Origin of the sequence: Bradyrhizobium sp. RD5-C2 (assembly GCF_019972155.1) — a bacterium.
In the GTDB taxonomy this organism is placed as follows: domain Bacteria; phylum Pseudomonadota; class Alphaproteobacteria; order Rhizobiales; family Xanthobacteraceae; genus Bradyrhizobium.
The window spans coordinates 380,675-398,678 of the sequence record NZ_BOVL01000020.1; the positions used below are offsets into that span (position 1 = coordinate 380,675).

At 63.1% G+C, this 18,004-nt stretch carries 11 protein-coding genes; 1 reads left to right on the forward strand and 10 read right to left on the reverse strand.

The annotated features are described in order from the left end of the window. Positions 1 to 10: 10 nt before the first annotated feature. The 5 genes from BraRD5C2_RS26720 to BraRD5C2_RS26740 form a co-directional block, all read right to left on the reverse strand. Positions 11 to 1,465, reverse strand: coding sequence for an HlyD family type I secretion periplasmic adaptor subunit (locus BraRD5C2_RS26720; protein ID WP_223973611.1), 1,455 nt, complete (start codon positions 1,463 to 1,465; stop codon positions 11 to 13). Beyond that, positions 1,452 to 3,590, reverse strand: a complete 2,139-nt coding sequence (locus tag BraRD5C2_RS26725) for a type I secretion system permease/ATPase (RefSeq protein WP_223973613.1) — start codon at positions 3,588 to 3,590, stop codon at positions 1,452 to 1,454. The genes BraRD5C2_RS26720 and BraRD5C2_RS26725 overlap by 14 nt, the downstream gene beginning before the upstream one ends. 25 nt (positions 3,591 to 3,615) lie before the next feature. Continuing rightward, complete coding sequence (locus BraRD5C2_RS26730; RefSeq protein ID WP_223973615.1) at positions 3,616 to 6,516, reverse strand: beta strand repeat-containing protein; 2,901 nt, start codon at positions 6,514 to 6,516, stop codon at positions 3,616 to 3,618. Between the two features lie 191 nt (positions 6,517 to 6,707). Continuing rightward, a complete protein-coding gene (locus BraRD5C2_RS26735; RefSeq protein WP_223973617.1) occupies positions 6,708 to 9,179 on the reverse strand; it encodes a two-component system VirA-like sensor kinase in 2,472 nt (823 codons plus the stop codon). Beyond that, complete coding sequence (locus tag BraRD5C2_RS26740; RefSeq protein WP_223973619.1) at positions 9,176 to 10,159, reverse strand: cytochrome-c peroxidase; 984 nt, start codon at positions 10,157 to 10,159, stop codon at positions 9,176 to 9,178. Before BraRD5C2_RS26740 ends, BraRD5C2_RS26735 begins: the two co-directional genes overlap by 4 nt. Positions 10,160 to 10,188: 29 nt before the next feature. On the opposite strand from BraRD5C2_RS26740, the gene BraRD5C2_RS26745 reads away from it, so the two are divergent. After that, complete coding sequence (locus BraRD5C2_RS26745; RefSeq protein WP_223973622.1) at positions 10,189 to 10,953, forward strand: response regulator; 765 nt, start codon at positions 10,189 to 10,191, stop codon at positions 10,951 to 10,953. 391 nt (positions 10,954 to 11,344) lie between these two features. On the opposite strand, the gene BraRD5C2_RS26750 is transcribed toward BraRD5C2_RS26745, so the two are convergent. The 5 genes from BraRD5C2_RS26750 to BraRD5C2_RS26770 all read right to left on the reverse strand — a co-directional run bounded on the left by BraRD5C2_RS26750 (position 11,345) and on the right by BraRD5C2_RS26770 (position 17,991). Then, complete coding sequence (locus BraRD5C2_RS26750; protein ID WP_223973624.1) at positions 11,345 to 13,063, reverse strand: PHA/PHB synthase family protein; 1,719 nt, start codon at positions 13,061 to 13,063, stop codon at positions 11,345 to 11,347. A 164-nt stretch (positions 13,064 to 13,227) separates the two neighbouring features. Continuing rightward, on the reverse strand, positions 13,228 to 14,604 hold the full coding sequence (locus BraRD5C2_RS26755) for a sigma-54-dependent transcriptional regulator (RefSeq protein ID WP_223973626.1): 1,377 nt from the start codon (positions 14,602 to 14,604) through the stop codon (positions 13,228 to 13,230). Then, positions 14,597 to 16,492, reverse strand: coding sequence for a sensor histidine kinase (locus BraRD5C2_RS26760; RefSeq protein ID WP_223973628.1), 1,896 nt, complete (start codon positions 16,490 to 16,492; stop codon positions 14,597 to 14,599). The genes BraRD5C2_RS26755 and BraRD5C2_RS26760 overlap by 8 nt, the downstream gene beginning before the upstream one ends. Next, positions 16,485 to 16,652, reverse strand: coding sequence for a cytochrome d ubiquinol oxidase subunit II (locus BraRD5C2_RS26765; RefSeq protein ID WP_223973630.1), 168 nt, complete (start codon positions 16,650 to 16,652; stop codon positions 16,485 to 16,487). The genes BraRD5C2_RS26760 and BraRD5C2_RS26765 overlap by 8 nt, the downstream gene beginning before the upstream one ends. Positions 16,653 to 16,668: 16 nt before the next feature. Continuing rightward, positions 16,669 to 17,991, reverse strand: a complete 1,323-nt coding sequence (locus BraRD5C2_RS26770) for an NAD(P)/FAD-dependent oxidoreductase (RefSeq protein WP_223973632.1) — start codon at positions 17,989 to 17,991, stop codon at positions 16,669 to 16,671. Positions 17,992 to 18,004: the final 13 nt, after the last annotated feature.

Genomic DNA, 18,004 nt, shown 5'->3' on the forward strand with positions numbered 1-18,004 from the left:
CTCGCCAGGTCTAGCGCTCGCGCAAAACTTCCTGGCGGTAGCGCAGCAATGGCGAAAGCAGATAGCTCAGGACCGTCCGCGATCCCGTCTTGATCTCCACGGTCACCGCCATGCCGGGCGACAGGTTAACGACTCTGTCGTCGATCTGCATTTTTGCGCGATCGAGCGAAATGCGCGCGCTGTAGTTCAGTTCCTGGCCCTTCGGCTCGCTGGTTTCGTTCTGCGTCCCCAGAGTGCGATCGCTGGAGCGATCCTGCTGGCGATCGCGGATCACGGCGTCCTGCGAAACCAAGAGCACCTGACCATGCAGTAGCCCGTAGCGGGTAAAATTGAAGGTATCGATCTTGATCTCGGCTTGCTGTCCGGCATGGACGAAGCCGATGTCGTGATTCGACACCATGGCTTCGATTTCCAGCCGGCTGTCGCTCGGCACGACCACCAGCAGCGACTGCGCCGGCGTAACCACGCCGCCGACGGTGTGGATCGCGAGCTGCTGCACCACGCCGTCGACGGGGGCCGTCAGCTGCTGAAGCCTGGTCCTCTGCTCGGCCTTGATCAGGTCCTGCGCGAGCCCGTTCGCCTTCTGCTCGGACTTGGCCAGTTCGTCGGAAAGCGTATGCCGATACTCCGCCACCGCTTGCCCGCGGGTCTCGCGGATCGCTGCGATCGCCGCCTCGGTCTCATGCAGATGGCTGTTCTGCACGTTGTATTCTTCCTGTTGCTCGACCAGCAGCTGGAGCACCTCGAAATAGCCGAGCTTCGAACCCAGCTCCTTCTCGACCAGCGTCTTACGAATGTCGACGCGCGACTGGATTACCGGAATAATCGTCTCGAGCTTGTGGATTGTCGCCGATGCGGTGGCTTGTTCGGCCTCCTTCTGCGCTTGCTGGCGCAGGAGTGCCGCGGTCTTGGCGCGATGCTCGGTCACCTGGTTCAGCAACAACTGACGCTGGGCCGCAACCAGTTCCGGGTCGGCCCCGGCGGGCGGCATGAGGTCGGCAGCGGGATCCTCGCTACCGGTGAGCGCCGCGCGCACGCGCGCGATGTTGAGCCGCTCGGCCAGCAGATCGTTGCGCAAATGATCGCGCTCCGCCGCGTTCACGGTCGGGTCAAGTTCGATCAGCACCTCGCCGGCCCTCACCGCCTGCCCGTCCTGTACCCGGATCGACCGCACGACGCCGGTCTCGAACGGCTGCACCACCTTGGTGCCGTCGCCCGGCAGGATTTTTCCGGTCGCCGAAGCCACGATATCGATGGTACCCCACCAGGCCCAGAGCAAGGCCGCGCAAAACATCAGGGCGATGCTGGCCGCGGTCGCCCGGCCGACCGGCGACGGTGGCGTCTCCACGATCTCGAGCGCCGCCGGTAGAAACGCCAGCTCCTCAGTGCTCTTGCGTTGCGCAGGGAGGAACGAGATCACGCGTGGCGCGGATCCGGCCGCAACAGCCGCTTCAGACGACTTCATGGAATCCTCCTTGCAACCGGTGCAGCGACGCGTAGCGGCCGCCGGTCTTGATCAGCGTGTCGTGGCTGCCGTCCTCGACCAGGCGACCGCGATCGAGCGTCACGATGCGGTCCGCCGTGCGGACGGTCGAGAGCCGGTGTGCGATCACCAACACCGTCCGCCCCTTGGCGATGTCCTTCATGTTCTGCTGAACAATGCGTTCGCTCTCGTAGTCCAGCGCGCTGGTCGCCTCGTCGAAGATCAGGATGCGCGGATCGCCCACCAGCGCACGCGCAATGGCGATGCGCTGCCGCTGGCCGCCCGAAAGCGTCGAACCGCGCTCGCCGACCACGGTGTCGTAACCCTCGGCAAGCTCGAGGATGAAGTCGTGCGCTCCCGCGAGCCGAGCCGCCGCAACGATGCGTTCCATCGGCATGGTCGGATCGGCGAGCGCAATATTGTCGCGCACCGAACGGTTGAACAGCACGTTCTCCTGCAACACGACGCCGATCTGACGGCGCAGCCAGGCCGGATCGGCCATCGCGAGGTCCATGCCGTCCACCAGCACGCGCCCGCGCTCCGGGACATAGAGCCGCTGCACCAGCTTGGCGAACGTGCTCTTGCCCGAGCCCGAGGGCCCGACGATACCGACGGTCTGGCCGGCCGGCACATCGAACGAGACATCGTGCAGCACCTCCTGTCCGTCAACGCGGTAGCGGAACGAGACATGGTCGAACCTGATGTCGCCGCGGATGGCCGGCAGCCGCGCCCGCCCGGCCGAATAGGTCGGCTCGGCGGTGGTGTTGAGGATGTCGCCGAGCCGCGCGATAGACAGCCGCGCCTGATGAAAATCCTGCCAAATCTGCGCCAGGCGCAGCACCGGCGCGCTCACCCTGCCGGCCAGGATGTTGAAGGCGACGAGCTCGCCGACCGAAAGATCGCCGTCGATGACGAGCCTGGCGCCGCAGTACAGGATGCTCGCCGTGACGATCTTGCTGACCAGCTGCACCGTCTGGCTCGCGCTGTTGCCGAGACTGAGGACGCGGAAGCTCGCCGCAACATAGCCGGCCAGTTGCTCTTCCCAGCGGCGCTGCATCTGCGGCTCGACCGCCATCGCCTTTAGCGTCTCGATGCCGGTGACGCTCTCGACCAAAAACGCCTGGTTCTCGGCACCGCGGCGGAATTTCTCGTCGAGCCGTCGCCGGAACAGCGGCGTCGCTCCTGCCGATATCACGATGTAGAAGGGAAACGAGCCGATCACGATCCACGTCAGCAGCGGTGAATAGAAGAACATCACGCCCAAGAAGACGAACGTGAAGAACAGGTCGATCAGCAGGGCCAGCGCTGAGCTGGTGAGAAAATTGCGGATGTTCTCCAGCTCGCGCACCCGCGCCACCGAATCCCCGACGCGACGGGCCTGGAAATAGGCCATCGGCAAAGCCAGCAAATGGTGAAACAGGCGCGCGCCGAGTTCGACGTCGATCCGATTAGTGGTGTGGGAAAACAGATAGGTGCGGAGGATTCCGAGCACGGTCTCAAAGACCGAGATCGTCACTAGTCCGAGAACCAGGACATCGAGGGTGGTCAGCGACCGGTGCACCAGCACCTTGTCGATCACCACCTGGTAGAACAGCGGCGAAACCAGGCCGAACAGTTGCAGGAAGAACGATGCGACCAGCACCTCGCCCAGCAGATGACGATATTTGTGAATCGCGCCCATGAACCAGACGATGTCGAAGCGGCGGGTGATGTCCGACAGACCGGCGCGGCGGGTCATCAGGATCAATTGACCATCCCAAATCGAAACCAGCTCGTCCCGCGTCATGAGCGCGGGCCGCGCCGCCGGCGCCTGCACCAGAACCTTGCCCTCGGCGGCCTTGGCAACCACCATGAATCCACCGTCGCGCAGCGCCGCGATGGCGGGCAAGGGCGTGCTGCCAAGCCTGGACCAGTCGGTCCGGCAAGCCCGTGCCTTGAGCCCGAGGCCTTTGGCGCACCGGATCATCTCCGCTGCGCCGATCTTATCCGTGCCCAGCCGATCCGCGATCTGTCCGGCATCGGCCGCAACCCCCTGGAGATGCAGCAGCGTCACGAGGGCTTCGAGACCTTGGTCAACGGGTCTCGTGCTGTTGGTTTCGTTGCTCATGTATGCTCTCCAGGGTGATGTTGCGTCAGGCTGCGTGCGGCTGCGCCAGCAGCGGTTGCTGGCCGGGCGCAGGATCGGCAAGCGGGGCGCCACCGAAACCAACACCCGTCGAGACCAGACTCGAGGCCATGAACTGGCCCAGCAGGGCAGCACCCGCCACAGGCTGAGTGTTACTCCCGGCGCCGCCGGGATTCGCCACCGCGTGGAACACGAAGTTGTTGCCGGTGCCACCGTCGAGGACGTCGGCACCGCCATTGCCAATCAGGGTGTCATCGCCTGCGCCGCCGCTCAGAGTGTCGTTGCCGCGGCTGCCGATAAGGATGTCGTTGCCGTCGCCGCCATTGGCGATGAACTGCATCGCCCCTCCGAGCCCGAAGGCGTTGATGACGTCATCGCCACCGAGGCCGTTGATCACGATGCGATCGTTGGCGTCGAAGCCGGTGATCGTGACGTCGGTGGCCAGGCCCGACACCGTGATCACGCCGTTGTTGTCGTTGATCGAGATCGCGTCGTCGCCATTGGTGGCGTTGATCACCACTGTGTCGACCTGACCATCGCCCTGTCCGCTACCGACAGGCGCTGACAAGTCGATCGCAACACGCTTCACGTCGGTCTTGGACAGATCATTGACCGTGATCGTGTCGGCGCCGCCCAACGCGTTGACATCGATCGTCTCGATGCTCTTCAGGTTCATGCTGACGGCGCCGACGTCACGGTTGAGGGTCGCCCCCTTGCCGTTCGCCGAGATGTCGATGTTCTCGTTGACGTTGGCACCATTGTACAACAGGGTGTCGTTGCCTGCCCCGCCGTCGACCGTGTCGCTGCCGTCGCCGGGGTTCCAGACGAAGGTGTCGTCGCCCGCCCCCATCGATGCCACGTCGTTGCCGCGGCCACCGATGACAAGGTCGTTGCCCGCGCTGCCGAAGATGGTGTCATTGCCATCGCCGCCGTTGAGCGTGAGGTTGACCTGGCCGGCGCGAACCGCCGAAGCATTGATGATGTCGTTTCCAGCACCGCCGTTGACGACAACCGAGTCGATGCCGGCATCGACGCCACTGACCGTGACCTGCGCCGCCAATCCGTTGACGACCACCGACAAGCCGTTGCTGCCGACACTGATGCGGTCATCGCCTACCGTGCCATTGACATTCACGGTGTCCGCCACGCCGTCACCCTGACCGCTGCCCGGCGTCGCCGACAGATCGATCGCGATCTGCTTTGCGTCGGTTCCGGAGAGATCATTGACTGTGACGGTGTCGGCACCGCCGAGGGTCGCGAGCTGGATGCGCTCGATACCGCCGAGGTCCATGGTCACATTGCCGACATCGCGGAACAGCCGCACCCGCGAGCCATTGGCCGAGATGTCGATGTTCTCGGCGACATTGGCGCCGTTGAACACCAGGGTATCGGTGCCTGCCCCGCCTTCGACCGTGTCGCTGCCGTCGCCCGGATTCCAGACGAAGGTATCGTTGCCGTTGCCGAGCAGCGCGGTATCGTTGCCGCGACCGCCAACGACGGTGTCGTTGCCGTCGCCTCCGATCAGGATGTCGTTTCCGGCGCTGCCGGTGATGGTGTCGTTGCCGGCACCGCCGTCGATGGTGAGCCCGATCACCCCGGCAGCAAGGCCGGCAGCGGTGATGACGTCGTTGCCGGCGCCGCCCTCGACGGTGAGTTGGTCGTTGGCTCCCTCGGCGCCGGCAAGGGTCACCGCTGCGGGCAGGCCGGTGACGGTGACCGAGCCCGCCGCTCCCGCCACCTGAATGTTGTCGCTGCCGTTGGTGCCGTTGACGGTCACGCTATCGGCCGCGCCGTCGCCCGCACCGCTGCCGGGTTGGCTCTCTAGGTCGATCGCGACCTGCGTGACGCCGGTACCGGTGAGGTCGCCAACATTAACGGTGTCGGCACCGCCGAACGCGTTGAAATCGATTTTCTCGATTCCGTTGAGATCCATCGTGATGTTGGCGACATCGCGGCTGAACCTCACCCGGCCGTGGTTGGCCGTGATACTGACGTTCTCGCTGACGTTGGCGCCGTTGAACACCAGCGTATCGGTGCCGTCCTGACCTTCGACCGTGTCGCTGCCGTCGCCCGGGTTCCAGATGAAGGTGTCGTCGCCGGTGCCGCCGAGCAGGGTGTCGTTGCCGCGGCCGCCGGTGATGATGTCATTGCCGGCGCCGCCGATCAGCATATCGTTGCCGTCGCCGCCGGTGATGGTGTCGTTGCCGTCGCCGCCGTCGACGGTGATGTTGATCAGGTTCGCGAGACCGTTGCCGGCGGTGAAGACGTCGTCGCCGCCGTTCATGTTGAGCACGAAGTTCTCGGTGGTGCCGATGTCGAGCGAGAACGGCGCCGGGCTGATCCTGTCGAAGCGCACGCGGCTGCCGTTGGCCGTGAGCGTGAAGACTTCGGCCCCGTTGCCGCCGTTGACCTCGGCGGTATCGATGCCGTCGCCGCCTTCCATCAGGTCGGTCCCCTCACCCGGGTTCCAGATCATGAGGTCGTTGCCGGCCCCGCCGAACATCTGGTCGTTGCCGGTGCCGCCGATAAGGGTGTCGTTGCCGTCACCGCCAAACAGGAGATCGTCGCCACCCTTGCCCTGCAGGATGTCGTTGCCGGCGCCACCGAACAGCTGATCGTTGCCCGAGCCGCCGATGAGGGTGTCGTTGCCTGCGCCGCCGAACAGCTGCACGGCCGGCATTGCGCCGTTGCTCTCGTCGACCGCGATCGTGTCGTTGCCGGCCTGGCCGAACACCTGGATCGTGGCGGTGTTGGCAACCGTCGGCCGGCCGCCGAGGATGGTCACGGCGCCGCCGTTAACGAGAATGTTGCCGGCCGCATCGCGGCTGGCGACGATGGAGTTATCGAGGGAGTCGTCGAACACCGTCAGCACGCCGGAGCCTGCCGAAAAACTGGCTGTGATTGCCATTGTAGCGGTCCTTTCGAGGATTGATGAATCAGCGCGAACGCTCATTCCTGGGGTGGGTGGTTTCTTTGGTGCCAACGCCCGATCTGGTAGTCATTGTCACCTCCGTAATCTTGACGCGCGTATGCACGGCTGCGGGCCACCAGAAATGGCGGCGCTGCGCTACGGAAGTATTTCAGGCAACGGTATTCGTGTTACGGCTGTAACTTGGCCGGCGTTCGCAGGCAGCGGTCCAATGCCGCAGCAAGTTCGGCGTTATCCAGCGGCCAGTGCAGCACTTCGGAGATGCCGGCGTCCGTCAGCAAATCGACGCTGACATCGGCGGCAGTCGCGACGGCAAGCAACACAGGCTGCAACGGCGATACAGCGTGCAAGGCTCGCGCCAATTCCACCCCGCCCTGGGGCCGTGAGGCGTGACCGACCAGGATGATATCGAATCGAGCAGAGTCAGAACGGCATGCAGCAAGGGCATCAGCCGCAACCTCAAATCCGACCGGCTCGTATCCCAGCGCCGCCAGCTTCTCTTCATCGCGTAGCAAGCGTTCTCGCTCGCTTTCGACGATCAGCACCGTCTCGCCGCGTCCGAGCGGAAGCGCCGGCAATCCGTCAGCCGCGATGGAAGCCGCCGCCACAGCGGGCAGCCAGACTTCGAACCGGCTACCACAGCCAGGTTCGCTCTGAACGTTGATGGCTCCATCATGATCGCGGACGATCTCGCGAACCGTTGCAAGACCAAGGCCAGTTCCTGCCACGCGCGTCGTGAAGAACGGCTCGAACATCCGCCGCGCCACGCGTTCATCGATTCCGCTCCCATTGTCGCTGACGGAGAGGCACACATAGTGACCCGGCGAGAGCCCCCCGTCGCTCATCTCCACGAAAGCGGCCGTCTGTTCCTGCTTCACAGCCACGCGGACCGAACCGCCATCGTTCGTCGCTTGCGCTGCGTTGGTGCAGAGATTGAGGATGACCTGCTGGAGCTGCGCCGGCTCGCCGGACACGGCGACGTCGGCCGGAACATCTTCGAAGACAAGCTCTACATCCGGCGGCAACGAGGCACGCAACAACGAGCCCGCTTCGTTGAGCAAAGTGCGCACCTGAACTGGACGAGCACGCCCGTCGGTCCGCCGGCCGAAGGTGAGGATATTGTCGACGAGGTCGCGACCGCGCTCGGCGGCCCGGCGAATCTCGTCGATGTGCTGTGCCGGCTTGGAGCCGCGGGTGATTTGCGGCTCCGCCATCTCAGAATAGCCAAGAATGGCGCCGATGATATTGTTGAAGTTATGAGCGATCCCGCTGGCCAGCGATCCTATCATCTGCATGCGACGTGCCCGCTCCAGCCGCATGGCAAGCTTGGTCCTTTCGCGTTCCAGAAATTCGCGCTCGAGCGCATTAGCTACGGCGTCACCGGCAAGCCTCGCGAGCGGGATCGGGGAGATCTTGTTCCGTATCGGGCGGAAACGGTCAAAACCCATGATGCCCTGGACCCGACCAGGCCGAATCAGCGGCAAACAGGCCCACGCGCGCACGCCCGTTCCCGCCAATGCATCCCTGATAGTGCCGGGCGGCAATGCGCTCGCGTCGGCAATGGTGATCCCGTCCCCTGCGCCGAGTTGATCGGCTACTGCCAATGCCCGTCGAGGCCAACCTGGCGGAAACGTCACTCCATCCTTCGACCATGCGTGGACCCGGACTGGCCTCTCGTCCAAAACCACATACGCGCGATCCGCGTCGATCATCCGACCGAATTCGCCCAGCACCTGCTTCAATCGCATCCCAGTTTCGGTCGGCGCGCAATTGATCAGACGCGTCGAATTCTCGGCAATGACATGTTCGAATGCTGCCCGCCGACGCAACGCCACCGCCCGAGCTCGCAGCCGAAGGCCGAAAATGACGAGCACGACCAGCAACAGCAGAGAGACAATGTAGAGCAGCAGCCGATAACGCTGCTCACTGGATTCGACCACGGACCGATGGCGGGAAAACAGTTCGCGGGTCTCCTGCAGGGCATGCGTGCTAGCCGCGGCGATGAAGGTCTTCAACGTTTCATCGCCCGCCGGGATCTGCTCATGGAGCAGCCGCGCATGCGCCAGCATCGCGCGCGCTGCTTCCGCCTCCGGTCCAGCGGTGGGCGCTTGCTGCGCAAACTGGTCGATTCTTTCCTGAAGCGCCCGCAGCGCGTCGGCTGAGGTGTCGCGCGACAAATGAAGGATCGCAGCCGCCAATGCGCCCGTTGCCGGCGCGAGTTGCGCGTCGTGGGCAAGGAATGCTGGGCTCGTGCTGAGCAGGCCTACATAGGAAAGCGAATTCTGCAGCAACGCGTTGCTTGTCTTGAAACGTTCCAGCAGATCTTCCTGCTCGACAACCGTCGCTGCCAGTTGGTCAATCGGCTTCGGATCGAGACCTTCGGCCTGTGCTTGAGACCCGAGTCGATTGACCGCGTCCTCCATCGCCCGCGCGGCAGCGTTGAACGTATCGTAGTCACGAAGCAGGCCTGCCCTCGCCTGAAGTACGTCGCGGTGCAGCGAGGCCTCCGCAAGCGCATATTCGTCGAGTGTCTGGAGCGTCACCGCATAGGTGGACGCGTTGGTATCTATGCCGCGCACCAACAGCCAGGTGAGCAGCGCGAGCAGAAATGAAACCCCGAGAATAAACGGCAGGTTCCTCATGGGATCGGCGAGTCGGTATGTGGCGCGGCGGAGGCCGGCCTTACGGCTCGACCTCGATATGTCCCGGTCAGCGTGTTGAGGAAGGCGACGATGGCGGCTGTTTGCTGATCGGTTAAAACGCGGTCGAGTTGGGCGACGCCCATCGCTTTGACCGCATCCGGCAACGTGGCCGCGCTGCCATCATGGAAGTACGGCGCTGTCGTCGCCACATTTCGCAAGCTCGGCACGCGAACTAATTCCGGCTCCGGCGAGCCCAATGGATGGAAGATGCCGTGCCGTTGAAAGAGATTGCCGCCCACGTTGACACCCTGATGGCAGGCGATACAGCCGAGCGATTTGAAAACCTGATAACCCGACAACTCGTCCGGCGTCATCGCGTCGGTTTCCCCGTCAAGCCATCGGTCGAAGCGGCTATCTGGTGTGACTAGCGTCCGCTCGTATGTCGCGATCGCATCCAGCATGGTGGCGACATCAGGCTCCCTTCCATAGACATTACGAAACTGCCCCACGATTTCGGGATCGGCACGCAGTTTGCCGAGCGCTTCGTCAGCGCTCGACGCCATGATCGCTGGATTGCGAAGACTGCCGTCGATTCCGTCCTCCAACGAGCGGAAATTACCTTCCCAGTTGAGGCGGAAGTTCAGACTCGCATTGAAGACCGTTGGCGTATTGAGGGCGATCGGCTGGCCCTCACGCGTATCGTGGATACTGGCGCTGGCACCATTGGTTGCTATATCGTGGCAGGATAAGCAGCTGTGTGTGTTATCGTGAGACAGACGCCGGTCGCCGAACAATCGCTCGCCGAGCAGCACACGCTGCGGGTCCTGGGCGCGTGGCACGGGAATTGGCGTGATGGGCTCTCGGTCGGCGCGCACCTCAAAGCCCGGCGATTGAGCGTCTGCCGTCGAGAACGCAGTGAGACAAACAAGCGCCAGCAGCAGACACGCGACACCGCAGCCGGCCTTGGCCGCCGTCGTCACCGACGGCGCCGTTGAAGGGACTGGACACAATGAGCGGCTCATCACTAAATGACCCGGGTCCTCGCGGAAGCGTTGATCGCCAAGTGTGTGTCCTCGTCGTGGAAGATGATCCTGCCTTGCAGCGCATGATCCTAAACTATTTCGCAGAGAACAACATCCGGACCTTGGCAGCAAATAATCGGCAGGAAATGATCGGTCGGCTTGGCAGTGCCGAGGTCAATCTGGTGATCCTCGATCTCCGGCTTGGATTGGAAGACGGACTGGATCTTCTGCGGGAAATCCGCCTGAACTCGGAAGTACCCGTGATCATCATCACGGGTCACCGCCGCGACGACATCGATCGAGTGGTCGGTCTCGAACTTGGCGCCGACGATTATCTGACGAAGCCATTCAACCTGCGCGAATTGCTCGCGCGTGTTCGCGCGATCTTGCGCCGGTTCGATGCCGGAAGGGCCGCGCAAGCGCGCGATCCAGAGCGAGGCCGATTTCGATTTTCTGGCTGGCAGCTCGACCGCAGGATCCGGCAGCTTATCGACCCGGCCGGTGCCGCCGTCGCATTGACCAAGGGCGAGTACGCGATGCTCCTGGCCTTTCTCGAAGCGCCACAACGTCCGCTTAGCCGCGAGCACCTGTTGCAGGCGACCCGCGTTCACGAAGATGTCTTCGACCGCAGCATTGATGTGCAGATTCTCCGCCTGCGGCGCAAGCTCGAGCGCGACCCGAGCGCGCCGCGCGTCATTCAGACCGAACGCGGCGTTGGATATGTATTCGCCGTTCCCGTAGAGCGGGTCTGACGAGGCAATTGGCGACCGCCCCGGAACTTCACTCGCGGAAACTCATGTGATTTGCTTGGATTTTCTTTGATGTCTCGGTGCACACGTCGCCTTCTAACTATTTGAAAAACTTGAACCCTCGCTCCAATCCATCATGGGAGCTACGGAGAATTTCCATTTATTGTCAGTCACTTAATTCTCTTTTTTGACCCAACAGATCATCGATGACACCGACCTTAGATATTGGTCCCGTTGATTTTCTTCAGCTCGTTTTTGGCTGGTCTGATCTTCATAACAGACGTTGCTACAAATTTGCCACGCGTCCGTCAGGCGAAGGCCTGCAACGTATAGCGGACAGCTATAGTGAACCAACTACCTCTAAGCAGGCTTTCGCTACGCTCGACAGATGCTGTCAGCTCGCCTTCGCCTTGACGTATCGCCCGGGCGCAGCTTCACCCGGAGGAAACTGGTTGCTGCCGAGTTGCGTTCGGGCGGGCACCCGGTCTTCAGCCCACGGCTTGAGCCAAGCAATCCAGTCGTTCCACCAGCTGCCCGGCTTTTCGTCCGCGCCCGCGAGCCATGCCGCCGGATCGTCGCATCGCTCGTCCGACAGCCAATAGCTTCGCTTGTTCTTCGACGCGGGGTTGATCACACCGGCAATATGCCCGCTCGCGCCGAGCACAAAGCGGGTGTTGCCGCTGAACAGCCCCGTGGTGCGATAGGCCGATCGCCACGGCACGATGTGATCTTCAACGGTCGCCAGGACATAGGCAGGCAGGTCAACCCGCCCCAGATCGACGGGCGTGCCGCACATCGTCAACCGGTTCGGCTCCCGAAGATTGTTCTCCAGGTACATGTTCCTGATGTACCAGCAATACATCGGCCCCGGCAGGTTGGTGACGTCGGCGTTCCAAAACAGCAGATCGAAACGCTCCGGTGACTTTCCCTTCAGATAGTTATTGATCACGTTCGGCCAGATGAGCTCCTTGGAACGCAGGGTCTGGAACACGAACCCGAGCTCCGAGCCGCGGTAGATGCCGCCACTGCCGATCGTCTGCTCGCGTTGCCGCACGCCCTCCTCGTCCACGAACACGCCGAGGTCGCCCGGTTCGCGGAAGTCGAGCATCGTCGTCAGCAATGTCACGCTGGCGACCGTCTCGTCCCCTCGTGTTCGCAGGATCGCCAGCGCAGACGACAGGATGGTTCCCCCGACGCACCAGCCGACGACGTTGACCTTGTCGGCGCCCGAGATCGACCGGGCGACCTCGATGGCGCGCATCGCGCCCCGCTCGACGTAATCGTCCCACCCAAAGTGCCCGCATGAAGCGTCGGGATTGCGCCAGGAGACCATGAAAACGGTCAAGCCGTGCTCGACCGCAAAGCGGACGAAGGAATTGGCCGGCTGAAGGTCGAGAATGTAGAACTTGTTGATGCAGGGCGGCACGATCAGCAGCGGCCGCGCCGTCGCCTGCTCGGTCACCGGTTCATATTGAATGAGTTGAAACAGCTCGTTTTCGAAGACGACGGCGCCCCTGGAAGTGGCGACATCCTTGCCGACTTCGAACGCCTCCTCGTCCGTGATCGTCAGACTGCCTTTGCCCAGATCGGCCATCCAATTGTCCAGGCCTGCCTTGAGGCTCCGACCTTCGCTATCCGCCGCAAGCTTGATGACATCAGGGTTGGAAGCGACGAAATTGGTCGGGCTCATCGCCTCGACAAGCTGACGTGTAAAGAAGCGCAGCCGATGTTTTTCCTTCTCATCGAGATCAAGCGCTTCGACGAAGTCGACGCAATAGCGCGCGTTCAGCAGATAGCATTGCTTGAGCAGGCTGTAGGCTGCATTGTCCCGCCACTCCGCTGCGTTGAACCTGCGATCACCGCGCACCGGCTCGATGCCTCCTTCGCTCTGCGCGCCGGTCGCCGACTTGATGACGTGCTCGGTGAGCTGGTACAACCGCCTCAGATGGTCCGCCTGCAATTCGGCGATGCGTCCCGACGCGTTCAGGGCCGAGCTGAGGCTCGCCGCGTCACGATCGCCATTCGGCGCCCATCCGAGCGAGCGCCACAGGCTTTCCCCCGCCTTCATGAAGCCCTCGACAAACTCATCAGGCATGTTGAATGGCCGATTCATGACGTCCCTCGCTTGGCAAGATTGATTGGCTTGATCGCTTCCGGTTTCAGGCCGCTTCTACATGGCGCCCTTTGCCCTCGCATGCACCTGAGCTTGCTGTCTCGTCGCCCGCGCGGAACGGCTGTCAGCCCGTCTCAACGCGTCGCCATCGCCCGCCGCGGTCTTCAGGACACGGAGCGGATGGTTGCGCCCTCCCTGATACCGTCGACGTTGACGGAGAGGCGCTTGATCTTGTCGTAGAGCGTCTGCTTCGGAATGCTCAGAAGCGCAGCCGTCGCCTGGACGTCGCCTTGCTTGCGCCGCAGCGCATCCTCGATGATCGACCGCTCGATGTTTTCCAACTGCCGCGGCAACGACATGTCCGACGTCCCGAGGCCGGACTTGTTGATCGCCTTGCCGTCGAGGACACCAAGCACGAAACGGTCGGCGACATTGCGGAGCTCCCGCACGTTGCCCGGCCACGAATAGGCCAGCAGGTAGGACATGGTCTGCTCGTCCAGGATCGGAGCATCACGCTCGAACCGCCTAGCTGCATCGAGGGTGAATTGCTCGAACAGCAGCGGGATATCCTCCCGCCGCTCGCGCAGCGGAGGCAATTCGATGAATGCGACGCCGAGGCGGTAGTAGAGATCGGCACGAAACAGCCGCTTTTCGCTGAGCTCGAGCAGGTTCACCTTGCTCGCGGCCACGACACGGCAATCCACTGCGATCGGCTTGTTGGTGCCGACGCGCTCGATCGAACGATCCTGCAGCGATCTCAGCAACTTGACCTGGACGCTCAGCGGCATGCTCTCGATCTCGTCGAGGAACAAGGTTCCGCCATTGGCGTATTCGATCTTGCCGATCCGCTGACGCGTAGCGCCGGTGAACGCGCCAACCTCGTGGCCGAACAGTTCGCTCTCGACCAGCGACTCCGGAAGGCCGCCGCAGTTCACAGCGACATAGTTGCCGCCGCGGCGACCGCTATGACTGTGCAGACAGCGCGCCACGACATCCTTGCCGGTCCCGGTTTCGCCGTAGATCGTGACGTCGACATTGGTCGCAGCCAAAGTGGAGACGAGCCGGCGCACTTCCTGGATCTGCGGCGACCGGCCCAGCAGGCTCGCTTCGATTGCCTGACGGTCCGCCAACGCCGATCGCAACGAGCGGACTTCCAGGGTCAACCGCCTCTTCTCGGCCGCCCTGCGCACCACCGAGATCAGTAGCTCCGAAGAGCACGGCTTCTCGATGAAGTCGTAAGCGCCGTTCCTCATGGCTTGCACGGCCATTGAAATGTCGCCGTGACCGGTGATCAAGATCACCGGCAGATCCTGATCCAGCCGACGCAGATCGGACAGCCACTCAAGTCCGCTCTTGCCGCGCAGCCGTACGTCGCAGACGACGACGAAGGGCATGTCGGAACGCACGGAGCCATTGGCGGTCTCGACCGAGGCAAACCCCGAGACCGAAAATCCCGCAAGCTCCAGGGCCTGGACGCCGCCGATCCGGACGTCGTCATCGTCCTCGACATAGATCACGCCGATCGATTGGTCATCACCCATGCGAAGCAGCCTCTGCTAGTTCAGCCAATGGAAGGATCACGACAAATTCGGCACCATCAGGCATCAGGTTTCGCGCATGCAGCTCGCCGCCAAAGGAGCGCGCAATGTGGTTGGAGAGCATCAGGCCAAGGCCGAGCCCCTTGCCCGCGGGCTTGGTCGTCACGAACGGCTCGAACATGCGCTGCAGAACGTCGGGCTCGATCGCGGGGCCGCTGTTGCTGATCGCGATGCGGCAGCGGGCGGTCTGAGCCTCTTCCCTGTTCGCCCGGATCAGGATCGACTTCCGTTCCGCGCTCTCCACGGCATCCAGCGCGTTGGCCACGATGTTGCACAGCAGCTGCTCCAGCCGGGTCTGGTCGGCAACGACGCAGAGCTTTGCATCAACGTCGGTCACGACCGCCACGCCGCCTTCCTTGACGCGCCCGGCAAGTATCTTGAGCGATTCGGCCACAGCCTGTTCGACGGACACCGCGTCGAGCGGGCTGCTCGACTTGTACGCGAAGACCCGCAGCTGGCTGGTCAAGCGCCCGAGCCTCCGCACCAGCTCGCCAATTCGGGTGAGATTTCCACGCGCATCGCCGATCGACCCGCGGTCGACGAGCAGGACCGCATTGTCGGCAGCAGTCTGCAGGGCGGCCAGCGGCTGGTTCAGCTCATGGACGATGCCGGCCGACATCTGACCGAGGGCGGCGAGTTTGCCGGCATGAACGAGCTCATCCTGGGTCGCCCGCAACTCGGCGGTTCGTTCCTGCACCCTGGTCTCGAGCATGTCGTTCGCCGTCTGTAACGCGGCCTGGCTGGCCAACCGTTGCTTGATCTCCCTGCGGCGCTGCTCGACCAGACCAAGCGCCAGCAGCGCAACGACGGCGGCGAGGCCCGAGATGACCCCGATGATGAGCGCAATCTGCCGTGTGGGCGCCTCGTCGTCGAGAAGGACGAGCTTCCACAGACCGCGGTTGATCGAGAGCTCGCTGACTGTGTAGGCGGTTCCGTTCTCCGCGATGATCCGCGAGGTACCGCTCTCGGACCGGGTGACGAAGCGCCATCCGAGCGGCGCCAGGTCGTGGTTTCCGTACGGTTTGGATCGCGCAATGTCGTCGCGTGTTTGAACCGACAGCGGAGCCATCGGGCGGTAACGCCACTCGTCGCGGGAGGCAAGTATCGTCACCTGGCGTTCATCGAGAAGAAGTATGTCGTTCTCTGTGCTGCGCCACGCGCGCTCGAACGAATCCAGATTGACCTTGACGGTGGCGACCCCCTTCGTCGTTCCATCGTCCTTCAGGGCATAGGACAAATAGTAGCCGGCGCGCGCGGTCGTGATGCCGACACCGAAGAACGCCCCTCGGCCGCTCGCGAGCGCTTCGATCATATAGGGGCGATACGACAGGTTTTCGCCGAGGGGAGTTCCGGGTTGGTCGAAATCGGCCGCAGCCAGCGTCGCGCCGGAGACGCCCAGCACATAGAGATTGTCGGCCCCGGCAAGCAAATTGATCGACTTCAGATAAAGGCTGACGCTTTGCTGCAGTGCAAGATCATTGGGAGATCCGAGCAGCCGAAACACATTCGGCGACGTCTCGAGCAGGGATGGGAGATACTCAAATCTCGAAAGATAGCCGTCGAGCCGGGCCGCCTCGACGGCCAGCCGCTGCTCGGCCGCAGCGTGCAAATGGTCGAGTCCCCGGCGGAACGTCACTGCGTATCCAAGCCACGACGCGGCGGCGACCAGCGCAAGGGCAAATGCACCGCGAACGAGCCAGCGCGTGGGAACAGATGCCAGCGAACCGACTTTGGCAGGCCCCTTGACGTTCGCCAGGGATGGAAGCTCCGTCATCTCGTGAACCAGCACAAACCGGGGAGCGCCGGCCACTGCGGACGACCACTCAGGCATGGCCCAACTCTATGGTCTTGCCTCGGAATAGGCGATAGGAAAATCCGGTGCAGGCGATGATGACCGGCAGCATCACGCACACCCGGATCAGGATGACCTTGAGTGTCTCGGGGCTGCTGGCGGCCTGCCAGACGGTGTGCCGGTCGATCACGACATTCATCTCCGCCGCACCTGCCTCAATGGAGCTTGACGTGCGGCTCGGTCCGCCGCGTGATCAAGCGGGCCAACGTGTCAAGCGCCACCTTGGCCGAGCCATGCAGGGCGTACTCATGCATCTTGTAGAGTGACAGGTACATCATCCGGGCAACCAGCCCTTCGAACACGAGGCTGCCACCGACCAGTCCGCCCATCATCGATCCGACGGTGCTGAATTCGCCGAGCGAGACCAGGGAGCCGAAGTCGCGGTACCGATAATCCTTGAGCGTTTCGCCCCGCAGGTGCCGCGGAATCTGGGCATAGAGGTGAGACGCCTGCTGATGGGCCGCCTGTGCACGGGGCGGCACGTTGCCCCGCTCGCCCCATGAGCAGGCCGAGCAGTCGCCAATGGCGAAAATGTTCTCGTCACGCGTCGTCTGCAGCGTCGGCCGCACGACCAGTTGATTGATGCGATTGGTCTCGAGGCCGGCGATGTCCTTCAGGAAATCGGGCGCCTTGACGCCGGCAGCCCAGACGATCAGTTCGGCGGGGATGGTCCGTCCGTCCGTCAGGCTCACATGCTCGGAACCAACTTCGGAGACCTTCGCGCCGGCCAGAACATGGACGCCGAGCTTGACAAGAAGCTTCTCGGTTTCGCTCGAAACCCGGTCGGGCAATGCCGGGAGCACCCGGTCGGCGGCTTCGATCAGCGTGATCCTGATGTCGTTCTGCGCATCGACCTGATCGAGCCCGTACGCGACCACTTCCCGCGTCGTTCGATGCAGCTCCGCGGCTAGTTCGACACCGGTCGCCCCGGCGCCGATGATTGCGACTTTCAGCTGGTGCTCCGCGACAGGCGATGATTGGGCATGGGCGCGGATGCACGCATTGACCATTCGTTCGTGAAACCGCTTTGCATCGGCCTGCGACTCCAGCTTGATCGCGTGCTCGACGACGCCAGGCGTGCCGAAGTCGTTATTCTGACTGCCGACAGCAACGACAAGAACGTCATAGTCGACGGTCCGCTTCGGTGTCACTTCACGGCCTTCGGCATCGAGATAGGGCGCCACCAGCACCTGACGTCGCTCCCGATCGATTCCGATCATCTCCCCGATCCGGTAGCGGAATCCATGCCAGTAGGATTGCGCGAGATAGTCGACTTCGTGCGCAGCGATATCCATGCTGCCGGCGGCGATTTCGTGAAGCTTCGGCTTCCACACATGGGTGCGGTTCCGCTCGATCAACGTGACCTCGAGCTTCCCCTTGCGACCGTATTTGTCGCCGAGGCTGGTCGCGAGTTCCAACCCGCCCGCTCCGCCTCCGACGATCACGACCCGGGGTTTTCCCGATTGCGCCTCACTCATGATGGCCTCGACC